At 44.3% G+C, this 16,773-nt stretch carries 19 protein-coding genes; 6 read left to right on the forward strand and 13 right to left on the reverse strand.

Going from position 1 to position 16,773, the window contains the following annotated elements; translation table 11 throughout:
* Nucleotides 1-56: 56 nt before the first annotated feature.
* The 6 genes from AVL57_RS18545 to AVL57_RS18570 all read right to left on the reverse strand — a co-directional run bounded on the left by AVL57_RS18545 (nt 57) and on the right by AVL57_RS18570 (nt 3,859).
* Nucleotides 57-1,157, reverse strand: a complete 1,101-nt coding sequence (locus AVL57_RS18545) for a M14 family metallopeptidase (protein WP_057795475.1) — start codon at nt 1,155-1,157, stop codon at nt 57-59.
* 378 nt (nt 1,158-1,535) lie between these two features.
* Nucleotides 1,536-2,102: an elongation factor P-like protein EfpL gene (efpL, locus tag AVL57_RS18550; RefSeq protein WP_013786447.1), complete on the reverse strand. Its 567-nt coding sequence runs from the start codon at nt 2,100-2,102 to the stop codon at nt 1,536-1,538.
* 99 nt (nt 2,103-2,201) lie between these two features.
* Nucleotides 2,202-2,597: an MmcQ/YjbR family DNA-binding protein gene (locus AVL57_RS18555; RefSeq protein ID WP_057795473.1), complete on the reverse strand. Its 396-nt coding sequence runs from the start codon at nt 2,595-2,597 to the stop codon at nt 2,202-2,204.
* Entirely contained in the window at nt 2,594-3,100 is a 507-nt protein-coding gene (locus AVL57_RS18560) for an AAA family ATPase (RefSeq protein WP_057795471.1), read from the reverse strand. The genes AVL57_RS18555 and AVL57_RS18560 overlap by 4 nt, the downstream gene beginning before the upstream one ends.
* A 24-nt stretch (nt 3,101-3,124) precedes the next feature.
* Complete coding sequence (locus AVL57_RS18565) at nt 3,125-3,535, reverse strand: MAPEG family protein (RefSeq protein ID WP_057795469.1); 411 nt, start codon at nt 3,533-3,535, stop codon at nt 3,125-3,127.
* A gap of 108 nt (nt 3,536-3,643) precedes the next feature.
* On the reverse strand, nt 3,644-3,859 hold the full coding sequence (locus AVL57_RS18570; protein WP_057795467.1) for a hypothetical protein: 216 nt from the start codon (nt 3,857-3,859) through the stop codon (nt 3,644-3,646).
* A 338-nt stretch (nt 3,860-4,197) separates the two neighbouring features.
* On the opposite strand from AVL57_RS18570, the gene AVL57_RS18575 reads away from it, so the two are divergent.
* A complete protein-coding gene (locus AVL57_RS18575) occupies nt 4,198-4,587 on the forward strand; it encodes a YybH family protein (protein WP_057795465.1) in 390 nt (129 codons plus the stop codon).
* Nucleotides 4,588-4,770: 183 nt separating this feature from the next.
* Nucleotides 4,771-5,598: an HAD family acid phosphatase gene (locus AVL57_RS18580; protein ID WP_057795463.1), complete on the forward strand. Its 828-nt coding sequence runs from the start codon at nt 4,771-4,773 to the stop codon at nt 5,596-5,598.
* A 54-nt stretch (nt 5,599-5,652) separates the two neighbouring features.
* On the opposite strand, the gene AVL57_RS18585 is transcribed toward AVL57_RS18580, so the two are convergent.
* The 3 genes from AVL57_RS18585 to AVL57_RS18595 all read right to left on the reverse strand — a co-directional run bounded on the left by AVL57_RS18585 (nt 5,653) and on the right by AVL57_RS18595 (nt 10,632).
* Nucleotides 5,653-7,131 (reverse strand): DUF1302 domain-containing protein, encoded by a 1,479-nt coding sequence (locus AVL57_RS18585; protein ID WP_057796534.1) that lies wholly within the window; start codon nt 7,129-7,131, stop codon nt 5,653-5,655.
* Nucleotides 7,132-7,136: 5 nt separating this feature from the next.
* Nucleotides 7,137-7,919 carry an outer membrane lipoprotein-sorting protein gene (locus AVL57_RS18590; RefSeq protein ID WP_232363292.1) on the reverse strand — a complete coding sequence of 261 codons (783 nt, stop codon included), beginning with the start codon at nt 7,917-7,919 and terminating at the stop codon, nt 7,137-7,139.
* A 97-nt stretch (nt 7,920-8,016) separates the two neighbouring features.
* Nucleotides 8,017-10,632, reverse strand: a complete 2,616-nt coding sequence (locus AVL57_RS18595; RefSeq protein WP_057795461.1) for an efflux RND transporter permease subunit — start codon at nt 10,630-10,632, stop codon at nt 8,017-8,019.
* Between the two features lie 375 nt (nt 10,633-11,007).
* Between AVL57_RS18595 and AVL57_RS18600 the strand changes: the two genes are divergently transcribed.
* Entirely contained in the window at nt 11,008-11,271 is a 264-nt protein-coding gene (locus tag AVL57_RS18600) for a hypothetical protein (RefSeq protein ID WP_057795459.1), read from the forward strand.
* 38 nt (nt 11,272-11,309) lie between these two features.
* Here the strand turns inward: AVL57_RS18600 and AVL57_RS18605 are convergent, their stop codons facing one another.
* Nucleotides 11,310-11,486: a hypothetical protein gene (locus AVL57_RS18605; protein WP_156454654.1), complete on the reverse strand. Its 177-nt coding sequence runs from the start codon at nt 11,484-11,486 to the stop codon at nt 11,310-11,312.
* A gap of 477 nt (nt 11,487-11,963) precedes the next feature.
* Here AVL57_RS18605 and AVL57_RS18610 point away from each other — a divergent pair, with 477 nt between their 5' ends.
* Together AVL57_RS18610 and AVL57_RS18615 are read left to right on the forward strand one after the other, a co-directional pair.
* On the forward strand, nt 11,964-12,743 hold the full coding sequence (locus tag AVL57_RS18610) for a siderophore-interacting protein (RefSeq protein ID WP_057795455.1): 780 nt from the start codon (nt 11,964-11,966) through the stop codon (nt 12,741-12,743).
* Nucleotides 12,744-12,960: 217 nt separating this feature from the next.
* Nucleotides 12,961-13,152, forward strand: a complete 192-nt coding sequence (locus AVL57_RS18615) for a CsbD family protein (protein WP_057795453.1) — start codon at nt 12,961-12,963, stop codon at nt 13,150-13,152.
* Nucleotides 13,153-13,266: 114 nt separating this feature from the next.
* On the opposite strand, the gene AVL57_RS18620 is transcribed toward AVL57_RS18615, so the two are convergent.
* From AVL57_RS18620 to AVL57_RS18630, 3 genes are read right to left on the reverse strand one after another with little or no spacing between them, the layout of a single operon-like run.
* On the reverse strand, nt 13,267-13,788 hold the full coding sequence (locus tag AVL57_RS18620; protein ID WP_057795451.1) for a CC0125/CC1285 family lipoprotein: 522 nt from the start codon (nt 13,786-13,788) through the stop codon (nt 13,267-13,269).
* On the reverse strand, nt 13,778-14,626 hold the full coding sequence (locus tag AVL57_RS18625) for an anti-sigma factor family protein (RefSeq protein ID WP_057795449.1): 849 nt from the start codon (nt 14,624-14,626) through the stop codon (nt 13,778-13,780). The genes AVL57_RS18620 and AVL57_RS18625 overlap by 11 nt, the downstream gene beginning before the upstream one ends.
* Entirely contained in the window at nt 14,623-15,111 is a 489-nt protein-coding gene (locus AVL57_RS18630; protein WP_057795447.1) for an RNA polymerase sigma factor, read from the reverse strand. The genes AVL57_RS18625 and AVL57_RS18630 overlap by 4 nt, the downstream gene beginning before the upstream one ends.
* Before the next feature lie 244 nt (nt 15,112-15,355).
* Between AVL57_RS18630 and AVL57_RS18635 the strand changes: the two genes are divergently transcribed.
* Nucleotides 15,356-16,750, forward strand: coding sequence for a S8 family serine peptidase (locus AVL57_RS18635; protein WP_232363260.1), 1,395 nt, complete (start codon nt 15,356-15,358; stop codon nt 16,748-16,750).
* Nucleotides 16,751-16,773: the final 23 nt, after the last annotated feature.

Genomic DNA, 16,773 nt, shown 5'->3' on the forward strand with positions numbered 1-16,773 from the left:
TCCACTGCCTTATGTCGTTGTACTATTTCATTAAGCTAAGCACAGATCTAAGCTTCTTATTTTACTTCTTTAGCAATGGTCATAATACTTTGCCCTTGTTTGACTGAAGGCCCTGATAACCCATATAGCGCAAAGCCGCTTTCAGGTGCAATCACGGTTTCAACCGTATTGCCGAAATAGTCTTTTACTACCCCTAACGTATCGCCCTTTTTCAGAAATTGCCCAGTGGTAATTTCAGGAAACCATAAACCCGAAAAGTTAACCGGCACCGAAAAAGTCCCTTCAAAGTAGCGACTGACAGACGCGCTCTGCGAGGTAAGCGCAGCTTTACTGTTGTTAATAGTTGAAGGTGAAGTAATTCCCAAAATACGAGTGGCTTCTTCAAGCCCTTTTACCATCGCATTTACGTGTTCTTCTTTTTTCGAACCGTTTTCACCAATTTCGACCAAAATGGTTGGGGCACCATGAGCTACCGCTTGGCGATTTAGCGAACGGCGGGTATCTACTTGTTTTTGTGTATTCATTTTGTAAGTCACGATATTTGGGAAGTTAAACCCTTCTGCTACTAACATGGCTTGGTTGTAATTACTTGAAAGCGGCCCACCATACACCCCCACAAAACCAGCCAGCCATTCAGCTCCATCACCACTATGAAGGTCGATAACAAAGTCGGCTTTTGCAATAACGTGGTTCGATAGATTCCATGCTATTTGCTCAGTCTGCGTTCCATCTTCCTTGCCAGGAAAACTTCTATTAAGGTTTTTCCTATCATGAGGGTTTACGTAAATACTTTTTTCTTCAAACGCAGGAATGTGCGCCACACGCACCGCAATAATAGTGCCGGTTAATGTACTAGGGTCGATATTCGCCAGCCATTTTTCAGTGGCTAAAATTGAATTATATTCATAGCCATGAACGCCAGCGATGGTCGCAAGTACAGGTCCTGATTTAACCCCATTAATAACGGTTACAGGAATAAAGGTTTCTAGTTCTGCGCTGTTATTTCCACCAGCACCCACAGGAATGATTATGTCTTCTCGGCTACCTTCGGCTACTAAAGTGCCTGCAACGTCTATGTCTTTTGCGCTTGCCCCGTGACCAGCTAATAAAATGCAAATGGAGACAATACTGACCCAAGGATACGTTTTAAAATTCATATTTTTACCTAGCTTTTAATATAAAACGGATTGTTTTTGTAACGCTATAACATTGCTATTTAATCAATTATACACTGCCCTGTGCTGGCTTAAATGACTAATTTACTAAGGGGTAATTGCGTAAGTGAAAACAACTTATGGGATGAATGTGTTTTTGTATTTTGCGTTCTGACAGCGCGTAGCTTTGACTTGCGTTGCTTTGGTTTACGGAGCTTTGGTCTATGGAGCGATGGCTTCTATTGAGAGGGAATAACTTGAAAGGCAATAAAGTATAGTTTTGGTACGCGTTTGATTTTTAAGCTAAAGCGAGGAGCTCACAAAAGTACGAGATAGTTGCGCCTTAATATTCTCAACAAGGCGCAACTAATAATCGTGAACTTACGCGCGACTTTGGAATTTACGCTCTTCGGTATTTACCTTTATCCACTCACCAGTACTGATGTACTCAGGCACTTGAACCACTAGGCCAGTCGATAAAGTAGCAGGCTTGGTACGCGAAGTTGCAGAGGCACCTTTAATTGAAGGATCGGTTTCAGTCACTTCAAGCTCTACACTCATCGGTAAATCTAGCGCCACTGGCACGTCGCTTACAATTAACACCTGAATAGACTCGGTCTTTTCATTAATAAACAAAGCTTCATCAGCAATGCTTTCTTTGTTTAAATGGTACGGCGTGTAATCTTCGTTATCGAGGAATACATACTCGTCGCCATCAATGTAAGAAAACATCACAGGGCGACGAACCAAATCAGCCATTTCTAGCATGTCTGAATCTTTAAATGTTTCATCAAACTTAGCGCCGCTAACCACGTCGTACATACGCATGCGATAAATACTACCACCCGCACGGCCCTGAGGTACTGAACGTTCGATATCTCTAACAATACATGTTTTTCCACCATAAACGATGGTGTGATTCTTTTTAATTTCACTTGCCTTTGGCATGGTCTTACCCTGTTATTAATGGCCTTTAACGATTGGCAGGCCATGTTAAATTATCGCCCTATCTTCCGGTAATTGAGTGTTATAGTCAAAGCTATAAGCTTAGCTCAACCCTAGTTCTTTCTGTTTTTTCTTAGTTAGGCCTAGCGATACTATTTTGTAAGACTCGTGTAAGTAGTAGCTAAGCTCTTCGTCGAGATCTTCTGTACTTTGTTTACCGGCCATTTTAGTTTGCGCTTCAGCGCCACCAAATTGCTGGATCCATTTCATGCCCCGAGACGCAAAATAAGGCGCGGGGCGATACCCGGGTTTCTCACTCAAAAAGTGGTAGTTAAGATCTGAGGTTTTAAAGATATACGCGGGCTCACCAGTCTTACTCAAGCCACCTATGGCAAATACTTTACCCCCCACCTTCCACACATGGGAGTTATTCCATTGCATTACATAAGTTGTAGCCTTTAAGCCACCACAAAAATGATTAAACACATCGTAGGTCATGGTGCTTCGCTGTGGTTGTTTGAGGTGTACATGGTTTTGGCTCCCCCAAAACTATCGTACAGGGCTTGATGACTTTGCTTGGAAAAGGTATCCGTTCTATTTTCATATTCCTTTATCCAGTCTATCAACATGTCTAAATTCGCATCTTGCGCTTGCTTAGATTCATATTTATGAGGCTCCCAAGGGCGCGCCTTAGCGTTTTCAACACAAAGCTTCATGGGTAGATTTAAGAATATAAGTTCATCGGCACGAGGCAGTACTTCAGCGAGTAAATCGGAATAACACCCTTCAATAACCCACGATGTATTGTCAGTTAAAAAACGTTCAATAAGCACTGTCGATTCGCTGATAGGCATACGACTAGGTGGGCTTGTGATCGAATTTGAGGGCGCCCAGGCCACCGAGTCTAAATCTAAATGCGCGATGTGGTGAACCTTTACCAAGTTCTTGGCCAAGGTCGACTTTCCTGAACCTGAATTACCGAACACGACTATTTTTGTCATAAGAATCCTTGTTGTGACTTTACGCTAGCTTTGTGCAACCACAGTTTCAGCAACGAACAAGCCCCACATTGCCAAAACAGCCAAGAAATTAAGCATGAAAACAATGCCTCGTAATTTTATGTTCGACGTCATTATTTGCACCATGCTATGTACTATTCGCCCTACAACAAAGACCCAAGCAAGAGCTATATAAATAGGCTGTAACTCAAGCCCTTTAACTATTAATACAACGCAAATGACATGAAAAAATAGCGACCACTCGAATTGGTTACTTAAATTAGCGCTGGTTTTAGATTGAATAGCATCGAATGGATTGGAGCCATCGTCATTGCGGCCTATCCCCCACACCTTCGGCGCTCTCACGAAAGTTAAAAGCATATACAGAAAGGTACACAATAAAACGTGGGCAAACATAGGTACTACTAGGTTATCCATTAGCTAATACTCTCGTTATTTTTTTCGCTCTTTTCGCCACGCCATGAAAATACGCAGGGCCACCAGGCATTGATGGTTATCTTGAAGTTGCGCTGAATAATTCTACATCTACAACTCAATAACACTAACATACACAGCAGCCCGTTTGCTGTCACCATCCCCAATGACAAAATCACTTTTACCATCTTGTTTTATACCACCCATGGCGTTTTGTTTAGCACCAGCTAAAGGTATACGTTGATACACACTGTCCCAGCGTGTGACGCTTTGACGGTTCACACCGCAAAGTAAAGTTTCCGAGTGAGAGTGAAGAATATGCTTCATGACCCTCTGCCGCAGGGATGCGGCAGCGGAGCATGCGCTTAAACAAAATTCCTGAGGGCGGGTGAAGAGCCTGCTTCATGACCCTCACTAACCAGTGTAGTAAAACAAAGTCGTTGACTTTTTATTCGGCAAATTAAATACTGCGGGTATGACATTACGCACATTGCAGTTTTTTGCACCGCGCCAAGGTTTGGCGTTAAACACTATTATTCTCCTCGCTATTATTATTAATAATTGGCGGGAAAGTTAGTGCGTACGTAAAACATCACTAAAACCCGCCGCCAAGGCGGGTTTTTCTTAAGTCTGTCTTCGCGGTAAAAACAAACGAGACGACAGCCATGAACAACATCACACAGTTATTAGCCCGTTTGCACAACGCGGTAAACGATAACGATCCTGATTCGGTTAGCGCATGCTATGGCGATAACGCCAAGGTAATATCAACACCATTAAAGGGCACAGCCCAGCACGATTGTGTTAGCGCACTACAAACCTTCCAACACAAATATATGCCAGAGCATATCGTTACCACCGGCGATGAAATTGTGATTGAAGCGGGCGATGTGGCGTTAGTCATCGCTAAGCTTTACTTAGTGCCAAAAGCCGCTCCTCATGCATTACCTTGTGACGGAAAGCGAGCCGTCTATGTGATGCAGCGAAACGACAGCGGTGAATGGCGATGCATTATCGATAACTTCTTTGGTACAGACTTACTCGACTTTGCCTAAGGTGTTTAGCGCTTAGCCTCATATACCATGTTGTAAAATATGGCGAATTTTGTCAGCAATACGACAAAACGATGCTCGGGCAGGTTACCTTTATTTTGAAGCCGGAAGGTTTTGTGTCAAAGTAACGCATCAAAATTTTCATTGGCGAATACAGACTGTTAACGCTAAGCAAGGACTATAAACATGTTTACCACTGCTTCTACTTCTCTTAAGACCGCACTGCGACCTATTGCCGTGTCTTGTTTGGCGCTAAGTGCGCTATCGGCATGTGTCACCACAAAACAGGCTGATACCGCCGCGGCCGCCGCACCAGAAGCGTCGTTTTCTCTATCAAACTCAGTGAAATACCAACGTCAGAGCAAAGAGTATCCTCTTCTTAGCGCCTATGTTTATAAACAGGCTACTGCCGCACTGCCTGCGACCTTTGAAAATCAGCAAACGCCGGCCGTAATTGTGCTAGATGTAGATGAAACCGTGCTTGATAACAGCCTTTATCAAGAAGAGCGTGAGTCAAAAGGCTTGGGTTATTCAAGCGAAAGCTGGAATGCATGGATAAAAAGAGAAGAAGCCACTTTGGTTCCCGGTGTAGATAAGTTTCTAGCAACGGTGATTGAAAGAGGTGGAAAGATTGCACTTATTACTAACCGCGATAAAACCTTAGACAGCCACACGTGGAACAACCTATTGGCTGTAGGCTTACCGCTTACACCGAGCAACACCTGTATTATGGGCAGACTACCTGCAGACAAAGATGCCGTTGATCATAAGTACATTGTGAACGATAAAGACCGTCGTCGTAATGCCGTAAAACAAGGCTCGCCAGCTTGCTCAATAACTAATGACACTGCAATTAAAGGCTGGAACAAACCACATAATATTATTATGCAAATTGGCGATAACATTGAAGATTTTCAAGGCGTAACGCAAGAAGATGCTTATCTTCCAGCAATACTGCCTGAAGTCGGTACTAGCTTGTTTATTTTACCTAACCCTATGTATGGTTCTTGGTAACTCGCGTTTTGTCACTGCTACCGCATTCCGGCTGTAGCAGTGCTTTTCCACTCCTTAATAAAAATACCTAAACGCAAAATAGACGTTACTGGCGTCTTCGAATTGCGCAAAGAAAGTATGCGGTTCATCACCACTAAATAGGTTTACTCCGCCTCGAACCTGCCACTTATCAGTAGGTGAATAACTTGCGCTAGCTTTCAAGTAACCATCGCTGTCGGTGGGGGAGTAAAACAAAAAGCTATTAAGGGTAAGGGTTTGTCGCCACGCCTGCCATGTAAGGCGAGTAGTTACCCAATGGCGATACGCTTCTTGCTCAAATTCTGGGTAGGCTGAATGGGTCAATAACGCATCATGATGTTGAATGGCTTCGGTATACCACTGCACACCGCCGGTTACGTTCACCATCACTTCTTGGCTGTACCCAAGTAAGAAGCGGCTCTGCGAATTACTCACTGATGGTGACGTACCTTCGCTGTCTTCCACACTCCGGTAATATGCATACTCTGCATTTGCAATCCCTTTGCCCAAGGGCATAACTACGCTGGCGCCAATGGCATTTAAGCGGCTATAGCGCGGCGCACCCAATTCATCAACGGCCGTGGGTTGCTTGGTATAGCCTCGATAGCCATATAACGCAGCCTCAACACTCCCAAACGAACTGCTAAACGTGCGATGCGCCCGCAACGCCACTTCACTACCGCTTGGCGTATTAGCATGAGTTACTGAATACGCTGGCGCTACATTTCCATTTACTTCGGGGCTAAAAAAAGAAAACACCTCTCCTGTAATACCAATATCGGGTTCAAAGTCAGGCGTCACCACAACATCTATATTTAAGGCCTCCCAATAACCCGATAACTTAATAGAGGCACTGGGCGCTTTTAAATACTCATCATCACGGCCTGAGAAAAATGACTGATAATCTTTTGGGAAAAGGTCGTTAAGAAACACATAGTCGCCTGTTCCCCAAGTAAGTACTTGCTGCCCGACTTTTAAGTCAAAAGCATTGCCCCATTGGCCCAAAGCAGCTAGGTTGCCTTGCCATGCTAGCTCACGTATCTGAAATTCTCGTTGATGTTTAACACCGTCATACCACGCATCGCCACGAAAACTGAGTTTCGATGCTGCTAGCGTATAATCGGCGCGCAGTTGCACTCTTGCATCTCGTAAGGTGCTGCTAGAAGCAATGGTAGTATCATTCGCCACTCGGTTTCCTGCCGCTAGCTCGACAAATCCACTAAAGGTATAAGCGGTGGCGTTATTGTCCTGCTCGCCCCAGTCTTCGTTGTCCCAATTATCGTCACTCCAGCTGTCATCGTCCCAGCCTTCATTTTCCAAATTATCGTCGCTCCAACCTTCGTCTTCCCAATCGTCCTCGCTAATAGCCTCTGGGTTATCAACTTGTTCAGTTTTGACGGGTACGTCTTTCGCAATTTCATTCTTGAGTTCTTGTGAATACACTGGAAGTGAAACACTTGTTTCCAACAACGCTGCTGCCAGTAGCGCTAGTCCACGTAATTTCTTTCCCCGCATCACAATTACTCCACAAACTCTCGTGGTGGCACGCGTAAACTACGCTCACTAAATACGCTGTCTGGCAACGCAATATCGTATTGAATACCGCGAAATTCCAGTAGGGTATAGCCGCCTGATGCTAAATCAGACACCTTGCTTCGCACTACCGTCGGGTAGCCTTGAACTGTTTCTACTGACACGGCTTCGACTCGGCGGTAATTATCATCCCCTTTGAAAAAGTTGATCAGCGTGGGCAAATAGGTTTGCTTATCTATCTCTACTATATAATGGGAAAACTCTACGCTACCTACATTTTTAGGCGTTGCGCGCAACACATAGTGAGTGTCGGTAGTGTTTTGCATTGTGAAGTTGTCTTCTGACACTGCCCGACCCGACACATCTTCATAGAAAAAATGAGAGCCGACAAACGAGGTGCGTTTATCACCCGCGGCTATTCGCTTCACCAAATCAAGGGCGGGTAAATACAACCAACGATCGTCATCAGTATTAATGTTGGTGCGCTTTTCAACTCTAAACACCGTACCTTTTACTTCGGTTGGACGGCTGAAAAACACCAGCATTTTTTGATCGCCCGTTTCAGTGCCTTCATTGTCTAGCACGTCTTTGCGCAGAATCGTGAATTGGCGCATTTGCTTGCGGCCCTGGCTGTCTACGATAATCATTCGAGCCATCGATTTACCGTCACCACCAGCGTAATAGGCGGCCTTTTCTGACTTTGCAATAATACTGGCGATATCCTCTTCAACGGCAGATGCACTAGCACTTCCAAAAATACCTAACACCATCATAGTAGCGGCGAGTATACGAACTGCCGTCTTGCTCGCCGTTATGTGAGAAGAAACATAACTAACTTTAGCGATTTGAAGCATTGAATTACGCATATTAAGCTCCTTTGAAAACCCAACGTTTTAGAAATACCATGGCCGAGGGTAAGACCAACAAAGTCACCAAGGCAGATACCGCCATGATGCTCGCTAAGAAAACACCCACCGTTATGTAAGGCACTAACGGCGCTAGCAATAAAGGCGTGAAGCCCAGTGCTATTACCAACGCATTGCGCGTTATCGCACTAGCTGGCTCATCGAACATAGCGTCTAATGTGTCTGACACACTGCCCGTTTCTTTATAAATTTCCCGCGCCCTAGCAAGGAAGTGAATAGCAAAATCGACAGATAAGCCTAAGGTGAGCGCCGATAGCACGGCAATAGGCATGTCGTAGTCCTTGCCTACAATGCCAATAAGGCCATAAATAAAGGTAATAGTGATGGTAAGGGGGAGCATCGCAAGCACACCAAAAACAAAAGAACGAAACAGCAGTACCATCATCACAAACACAATGACAAAAGCGCTAAGCAAACTTTCCAACATGCCTGTTACCATGCTTTCCTGCCACACCACATTTAAGTAAGCTTTACCTGCCCAGTCGTAGCTTAGCCCTTGTGGTAATGGATTCTTCGCAAAGTAATCTTCTACAAGCGAAATTACATTCGTCATATCTTGATTATCACCACTGGTTAGCTGCAACCAAATCAGCGTTTGGCGATAATCCGGCGTAACAAAATGCCACAAGTCTTGCGGACGATGGGAAGACTGATATTGCATTAAGGTTTGTGCCACGCCTCGGTTGTTGGCGGGTAATGCATAGTCTGTTTCGTTGCCTGAGCGTAACTCACGGTTCACCACTTTGACGACATCAACCAAAGACTGGGTTTTACCAATTAAAGGTTGGGTAGCCAAGTACGACTGCAACCCTTCAATATGCTTAAGCACCTTGGGCTGTTGGAAGGTATTGGCATGCCCATTTGCGGTATCAACGACCTGCAATAAACTTTCTAACGCCGTTTGTTCATCATCGTTGAGGTTGCTAAACAGCGCATCATCAATACGCATGGCAAGTTCCGACATTTTGTTAGCATCGTCGCTCTGATTTATCGTGGCTTGGGTTTGCTCAACCCACTCATCTAAACTAGCAGGTAATTTTGCCTCGTTTAAGATCTTGCTTGCATCAGTGCTTTCATTGGTGTCTGTAATCACCAAATAGGCGTTATATGTGCCCGCAAACTCTGCATTTAAGGCCCTGTCTGCCACTCTTATTTCATGGTCTTGCTTAAACCAACGCACAGGGTTGTCGTTGATATTAATTTGCGTAATACCCCACGCTGATACAAGGGTGATAGCACCAAATACAGCAATAATTAGCGCTCGGTGGTTCAGCGCAATATAGCGCAGTTTATTCACGGTACGCTTTAGTAAAGTACTACTACCCTCACTATTGCCTACTTCTTCACTTTGATGCAGCGCTACTTGAAGCTTGTTTAATGCTGCGGGCGACATTCGAGATATATAAGCAGGAATAAAAGTAAGGGTAATCAAAAATGCCAGCAAAATACCAAACCCAATATAAGCGCCAAAGATTTGCACAGGAGGAATGGGCGTTAGCATTAAGGAGAAGAAACCTGCTGACGAGGTGAGCGACGTAAACAGCATGGGCTTAAATAAGTGCTCAACTACTTGAGTGATCACTTTGCCCGCGTTTTCACCAGGTTTATAACGGTCGGAAAATTCAGACAATATGTGTACTGAGTCGACTACCGCGATAGGCATTAGAAAAATGGCGATCATGGAAGACATGATGTGCACGGTGAACCCCATACCAATGAGAGCCCCCATGGTAATGATAACCGTGCCCATCGCCACTATCATGGGTGCCGTAACAAGAGACCAATTTCTAAAAAATAGGAACAGAAGAATAAAAATCATAGCACCAGCTGCAGGCGCAGCAATGGCCATTTGCACAAACATTTCCACCCCAAATTGATCTTCAGCCACAGGTAACCCTGTGATGTGCCATTGGCCAGCCGTGTCAACATTCGCTAAATAAGCGCGAATATCTTGGGCAATGCGATAACTTTCATTTTTATCGGCAATGGGAATATAGATAGCAGCAGCGTTGCCTGAAGAGGCAGCAAGTGTATCGTACAATAAAGGCAGCTTTTCGATAGAATCTCGTAGTTGTGCACTTGCACTTGCGGTTTCAGGTGGGCTGGCCATTAGCCATGAGAATTCCAGGCTACCGTCACTACCTTGCTTAATATTGTCTACCGTTGAAAACGCCATGACGTCTTGGCTAATAACACCCTCTAAGGCGAGCACATGGTTGGTCACTTGGTGAATGGCCGCCAAGTTTTCTGGCGTGTATATGCCATCTTTGACCTGATCGTCTTTAGCCTCGTCGTCTTTGGCCCCGTCGCCTTTTGCAAGATCATCCGCTACCACCAGACCAACCACTATCGCATCGTGCATGGCGAAGGTTTGTTTTACCTCATTGTGAAAGGTGCGAGCACTATGAGATTCGGCCAACATGTTTTCGGGGTCGGTATCAATCTGAATCAGGCGCATTTGAAAAGCGGCAAATGCCGTTAAAACGGCGAGAAAAAAATAAACCCATCGCCCTTTGTGCGTGCTTACATGCAAAAGCACATCAATTGCTAATTTCATATCAAAGACCTCAATATATTAGATTTTTATTATATTAATGGTTTGTTCAGTAAACAAGCACATATTTAGGCAAAGTAACCTTAGGTGTAATTTTGCGTGTACATGTCGGTAAGAAACGACATAGCGGTAGGAAAAATTTTCCCACCCATTTTCTTAAACATACGCTTATAAAGTGCCAACATGTAGAAATAAAGCAAAAAATAAATATATATCAATTATTTACAAATTAATTGAATTGCTTTTGATGATTGGCACGAGTTTAGCATTAATTAGACTAACGGATAACAACAGATGTAAACATGATGCTAGGAAGGCATACCGTTACCACGAAGGTAACCATGGCATTACAGACTTTATCTGCGCAGGCTGACAACATTGGACGTAAAAGGAAATTCGTCGGCCAAGGATGCAAGGATTGATAGCAAGGTTAAAGTCGCTCTGTTGTTTATCGGAAAGTTAAATACGTTTAACACCAACACGGATGTTGAAAAAGGATACGTCTCAATGACGCGCAAGGTTGACATTGATGTCGACAAAGCAATCACCACGGAGTGGGTTGATTCGCTTAAGGAAGTTGTTGACGTGAATGACCGATTATCTGTTTTTGCGCCAGTTGAGTGTGATGGTGACTTGGATTAAGTCACAAAGGCCTGCAGGATGCAGAGTTGCAAACGCTATTATCGCGATTGCTGCTGGATACCCACATCACTGGCACAGACATTGATGTCCATGTGCAACAAAGGATTGTAACCTATTTGGCTCTGTTGACCCGGCATTATGCCTTCAGCAATGGCCATATTGAGGAACACTAGTAATGTCATCGATATTATTAGTGTGCTGTCACCCGACAGCATGCCTCTCCCCTCTAAGGCCCTTCCCGGCCTTTTATATACCTCTGATTTTGGCCCGCCTTTGGCGGGCATTTTTTTGCGTGTAGCTTTATTTACTTACTTATTTTTTATTCCTTGCCCTTCTTTTGAAAACAATGAGATATAAGGTTAAAGAAGCCCTAAAAATCATTGTTTCAAAGTTTTTTTATTTATTTTTCTATTTTGCTGAACTTTTCTTTAATTCCCCGCTCTTACTAATACATGGAGTCATTTAGTGTGTTGGCTTTGTGAAGTGTAAATGTGTTTTCCAAGTTATGTTGTGTTTTTCTTAAGGGGCTCTTTAGCCCCTTTCTTTTTGCCTGTAATAAAATCCTCTCTTGCGTATTACTGCCTACTTTTCTAAAAACCAGAATTATTAGCTAGGTTTCATCCCAATCTTAGAAATGGAAATGAGAACTATTATCAAATAGAATCTTGCCACTGTCCTATTTGGAGAAAATCATGTCTAAACCCGCACCTCGAGTTGTTGAAGTTATCGATTCCTTCCGCGTAACACCCAACATGCAACGTATTGTCCTTGGCGGCCCTACATTAGAAGACTTTCCAGAAACTCGTCCTGGCGCCTACGTTAAATTACTTTTTGATTTAAATGGCAACCCTATAGTAAAGCCTGCGAAAGATAGCCCCGTTGCGATGCGAACCTACACAATAAATAGCTTCGATAGACAAAAAGCTCAAATGACCATCGATATGGTAGTGCATGTTAAAGATGGGGTGACTGGCCCCGCGGCAGCATGGGCGCTAAGTGCAAAAGAAGGCGATAAGCTAACGATTGCAGGCCCCGGCAGCAGTAAAGCGTTAGCTGAAGACTACGAGTGGGTGCTCTTCGCAGGCGATATGACTGCACTGCCTAGTATTCGCAACTATTTACAAGCGCTTCCCAGCCATACTAAAGGCATTGCCGTTATTGCTATTGAACATGAATTGGATGCCACGGTGCTAGAAAAACCTGAAGGCGTATCGATTCAGTGGGTATCTAAAGAAGAAGCAACCTTGTCTGACGCCTTGCAGCGCACTAACTGGCCACAGGGAACGCCCGCGGTATGGGTTGCGTGTGAATTTTCACAGATGAGAAAAATTCGTTCGTGGCTAAAAGACGAAAAACAGGTACCTCACAGCCAAGTTTATATCAGTAGTTATTGGCGTGAAGGCCGCAGTGAAGATCAACATAAGATAGATAAACGCCAAGATGTTGAAGCCTTTGCGAAACAGCTTGCCTAATTAGCATTAAAGCAACGATTTTGCTGTGCCGCGTAAGCATAAAACCCTGTACGACTTTCAGCGCCCTGTAAATAATGCAGGGCGCTGGCAATAGCTCCTTTATAGAAATCAACGAAAGTCCATATTGATCAAGACGTTAATCTTTGGAACGAGGATTGCTACTTATTAAGTGCAGTTCACAATAACCACTCGGTTATTCTTTTTAAAGGAGCAACATATGAACAATGATCGTATCGAAGGCAACTGGAAAGAAATGAAAGGTAAGGTACAACAGCAATGGGGTAAACTTACCGATGATGACCTAGACGTAATTGACGGTCGTCGTGAAGAGCTAGTAGGCAAGATTCAACAAGCGTACGGCAAAAGCCGTGAAGAAGCCGAAAAAGAAGTGGACAGCCATTTCAATTAGGCACTTCACCTAAGCCCCAATGGCTTGTAATACAAGAAAAGCCCCATTTGGGGCTTTTCTTATGTATAAAAGAACCTAGCCTTCAGGGTTAAAATCCTTTGTCAGGACTTAGCATCAAGATTCCGTATCAGGCTTTAAGTTGTTGCTGATTTCTCTCGCATCAAAGCTGGTAGCCGAGGTGGGTCGAGTACCCTTTCCCATCTCAATATTCAAAATACTTTCGATTTCGCTTTTTTGTGAGCCGCCCACAAAGATACCAGATTCAAACAGGGTTGTAGGATGGTAAGACGTTCTACAAGTAATAACGCCACACTCAGTTACCCTTGCATAACGTTGGCTAAAGCCAACCTGAGGTGATGTTTGAACACGCTCTTTATCTACCATGGTTTCCCGGTCGGTTACTACAAACCAATCGTAACCTTTTAGTAAGGTCAATTCCGCCGAGCGGTACATGGCATAATCCATGGCTTTACTCTTATCCGACCCTCTGCCTTTGAAGTGAACACGGTATTGGGTTTCGCTTAATTTGCTTTCGGTATACCCAAAACCGCCGTTAGACGCCTGTCGGTAATCGGGTTGGCTCGCACACCCTGTCATTACTATCACTGCTAGAAACGCTATAAATTTAGTTTTCATTAACTACTCCTTCGGCAGCCTTAGACTGCCATCCATGATTAATAGCTTGCTTCTCTTGCTCTCTATTTAATGGTGTGGACACCATTAACAAATCTATCTCTTCATCAAGTACTTTGTTGGCACTTGCTGTTTGATACTCACCTTTATCACGACCCGCTGTTATCAGCTTACTGGCGTGAAGTTGCCAAATGCCCTGACCATTTTTACATGCAATCATGATATTCAGTTCATCTTCACCTTGTATCTGCGCCTGCCTACACAACTGAGATTGATTATTCATAAACGACAATTGTGGCACTATTTCCATACCCGCATCGGTCACCATCATCTCGCCCGTTAAATTATTATCGAGGGCTTTAGATACATTCGCCCAATGGCTATTCGTTGACGAAGTGCTTGCTGGGTCAAGGGGGGCTGTCTGCTCCGATTGCATCAAGGTTAGTCCTGCCACTAACGCCACACCTGCCGCTAACGATAAAGGTACTTTCCACTTCCCACTACGTCTAGATTCTTTGGGCTTGCGATTAAGCGAGGTTACGTTGCGTGGTATGCGCTCACCTGCATGACTTGAACTTACATGATCTGAGTCGAAGTCCGCTTGCTCAAGATAGGCTTCTGAAGAAACATCGTCTGCAAGCATAGCCACTACGCTATTAGGCAAAGGTTTTTGCGTTGCCGCATCAGCTGCCGCTTTCACCATCATGTCTACCTGTGCCAAAGACGCTAAACGGTCTGACAAAGCAAGATCACTGGCAATCGACGCTCTCACGTATTCCATGTCCTCATCGCTAAGTTCTGCATCTAAAAATGCTGAAAGCATTTCGTCAGATATAATCATAGCACCACCTCCTGTTGTGGATTTAGCACATTACTGAGTTTGCTTCGTGCCCTAGCAAGCCTGCTCATAATCGTCCCCGCCGGTACCTCAAGGACCTCTGAAGCATCTGAGTAGCTCATGCCTTGAATCGCAATAAGTGACAAGGTCTCTCTTTGCTCTGGGGGTAATTCCCCCATAGCTTTACTCACTTGCTTTAACGTAATGCCGCCTGAAAGCGCTTCATCCAAGTGCGCCTCATCCTGCGCCTGCAATTCAGGGTTAACCGCCGCACTTGCTCTTACTTTTTGCGCTCGATATTCATCTATCCATAAATTGCGGCAAACTCGAAATGCCCATGCCATTAACGTGGCATCTTGTGGCAGAGGTTTAGTCAGTAGTTTCTCAATTGTATTTTGCAGTAAATCGTCAGCATCATGTATATTGCCCGTAAGTGAAAACGCAAACTTTCTTAATGATGGAACGAGTTCAGACACTTCTTCTTTCATACATTTTCCTATGAAATTACGCTTTATACATGGTTAACGTTTGGCGCCGTGATTTATTCCCAACGGTAGGGAATTTTTTTTACCAACAAACGTTAACTAAGTACTAGAAAAGGGTTATCCATCGATAAGGGCACGTTTTATGCCAGCTTTATTTATCGATTATGTGAGTCACGCGTGGTGAGCAATACGCATGCAAGGCTGTGAGTTGCCTGTATAGACTCAGCCGCAAAGCAAGTGAGGTAAAATGATGATGTGCAGATCGCTTTGTCAGTTAATAGTAAGTGGCTTAATACTTTCATTAAGTAGCATGGTAAGCTCGGATGCCTGCGCCCAGTTAACTATTGGTCGTCAAATAATCGAGCCTGTTAATCCTATTATTGACAAAGTACCCGTTGATGTTGGCACCGTGCGAGATGTGCTTGAAAACCAGGTAGAACAAGGTGTTGGCAATACTTTTGAAACCTTAGCCAACATACCTGCCCCGCAATTTACTGTTCCATCTCCCCTTAGTCTTACTTCGCCTGCGGGCAATCTTGTACTAAAAGAAGTAAAAGCCCCTGACGGATTTTTAGCGGTAAAAAGCGAGTGGTTGGTTGTGGGTAGCGAGGCTGACAAAACTCACTTTTCTCACCCCGACATCACGATTGAATCATCTCACTATCTAACCGCCATAGACCAGTGGGTTTACCGTTTAAAGGTTAGTACTAACCTTGATGAACTGTCTCAAATAAGAAACAGCTTACCAACATCACTAAAAGAACAAGTAGGCCGAAATCACATCTATTTAGCGCAAAACATGGGCGAACTACAGAGCCCAGAGACTTACGAAATCCATGAAAATCCTGCTCCCCTTGAAAACCAGAAAAACAGCCAAGACAAGCAAACTAGTATTGCAACTACTGGTAAGCCAAAAGTTTGCCAAGTACCTGTTCGAATTGGAATGATAGATACCAACATTGCGCACAACCACCAGGCACTAAAACACCTTGTTATTGAACAGCAGTCTTTTCTTCCACAAGCGTTGCCGACTACCCAGTTACACGGTACATCAGTGGCCAGCTTATTAGCAGATAACATGCTCACAGGTAGTCATCTTTATAACGCCAGCGTTTTTTATACGCGTAACAGTATTAGTCAGGGCGCGACCTTATTATCATTAATTGATGGTCTTAATTATTTAGTCGCCAAGCATGTTGATACTATTAATATGAGCTTAGCGGGGCCAGAAAACCCTGTACTTGCTAACGTTATAAAAAAAATTAGCGAACAAGGGATACAAATTATTGCAGCCGTTGGAAACGAAGGACCAGCCTCACCACCTTTGTTTCCGGCAGCATACCCGTCAACTATTGCGGTAACAGCGGTAGACAGTAAACAGGCTATCTATCGATGGGCCAATCAAGGTAACTATGTTGATTTTGCGGCCAGCGGCGTTTCCGTCGAAGTCGCACATCCAGATGGTACGATTAGCCGTGAGACCGGCACATCGATGGCAACGCCTTTCGTTTCAGCCCGCTATGCCTGCCTATTTCGTGCGAGCTCAAATCAGGCCCAAGCGTTGGCCACATTACGCGACCAAGCCATAGATGCTGGAGCACCGGGACGGGACCCGGTGTTTGGAGTAGGTATTCTCCAGTAATGAAACCAAAAGTGAGTGCCAAT

The sequence above is a fragment of the Alteromonas stellipolaris genome (genome assembly GCF_001562115.1).
Taxonomy (GTDB): domain Bacteria; phylum Pseudomonadota; class Gammaproteobacteria; order Enterobacterales; family Alteromonadaceae; genus Alteromonas; species Alteromonas stellipolaris.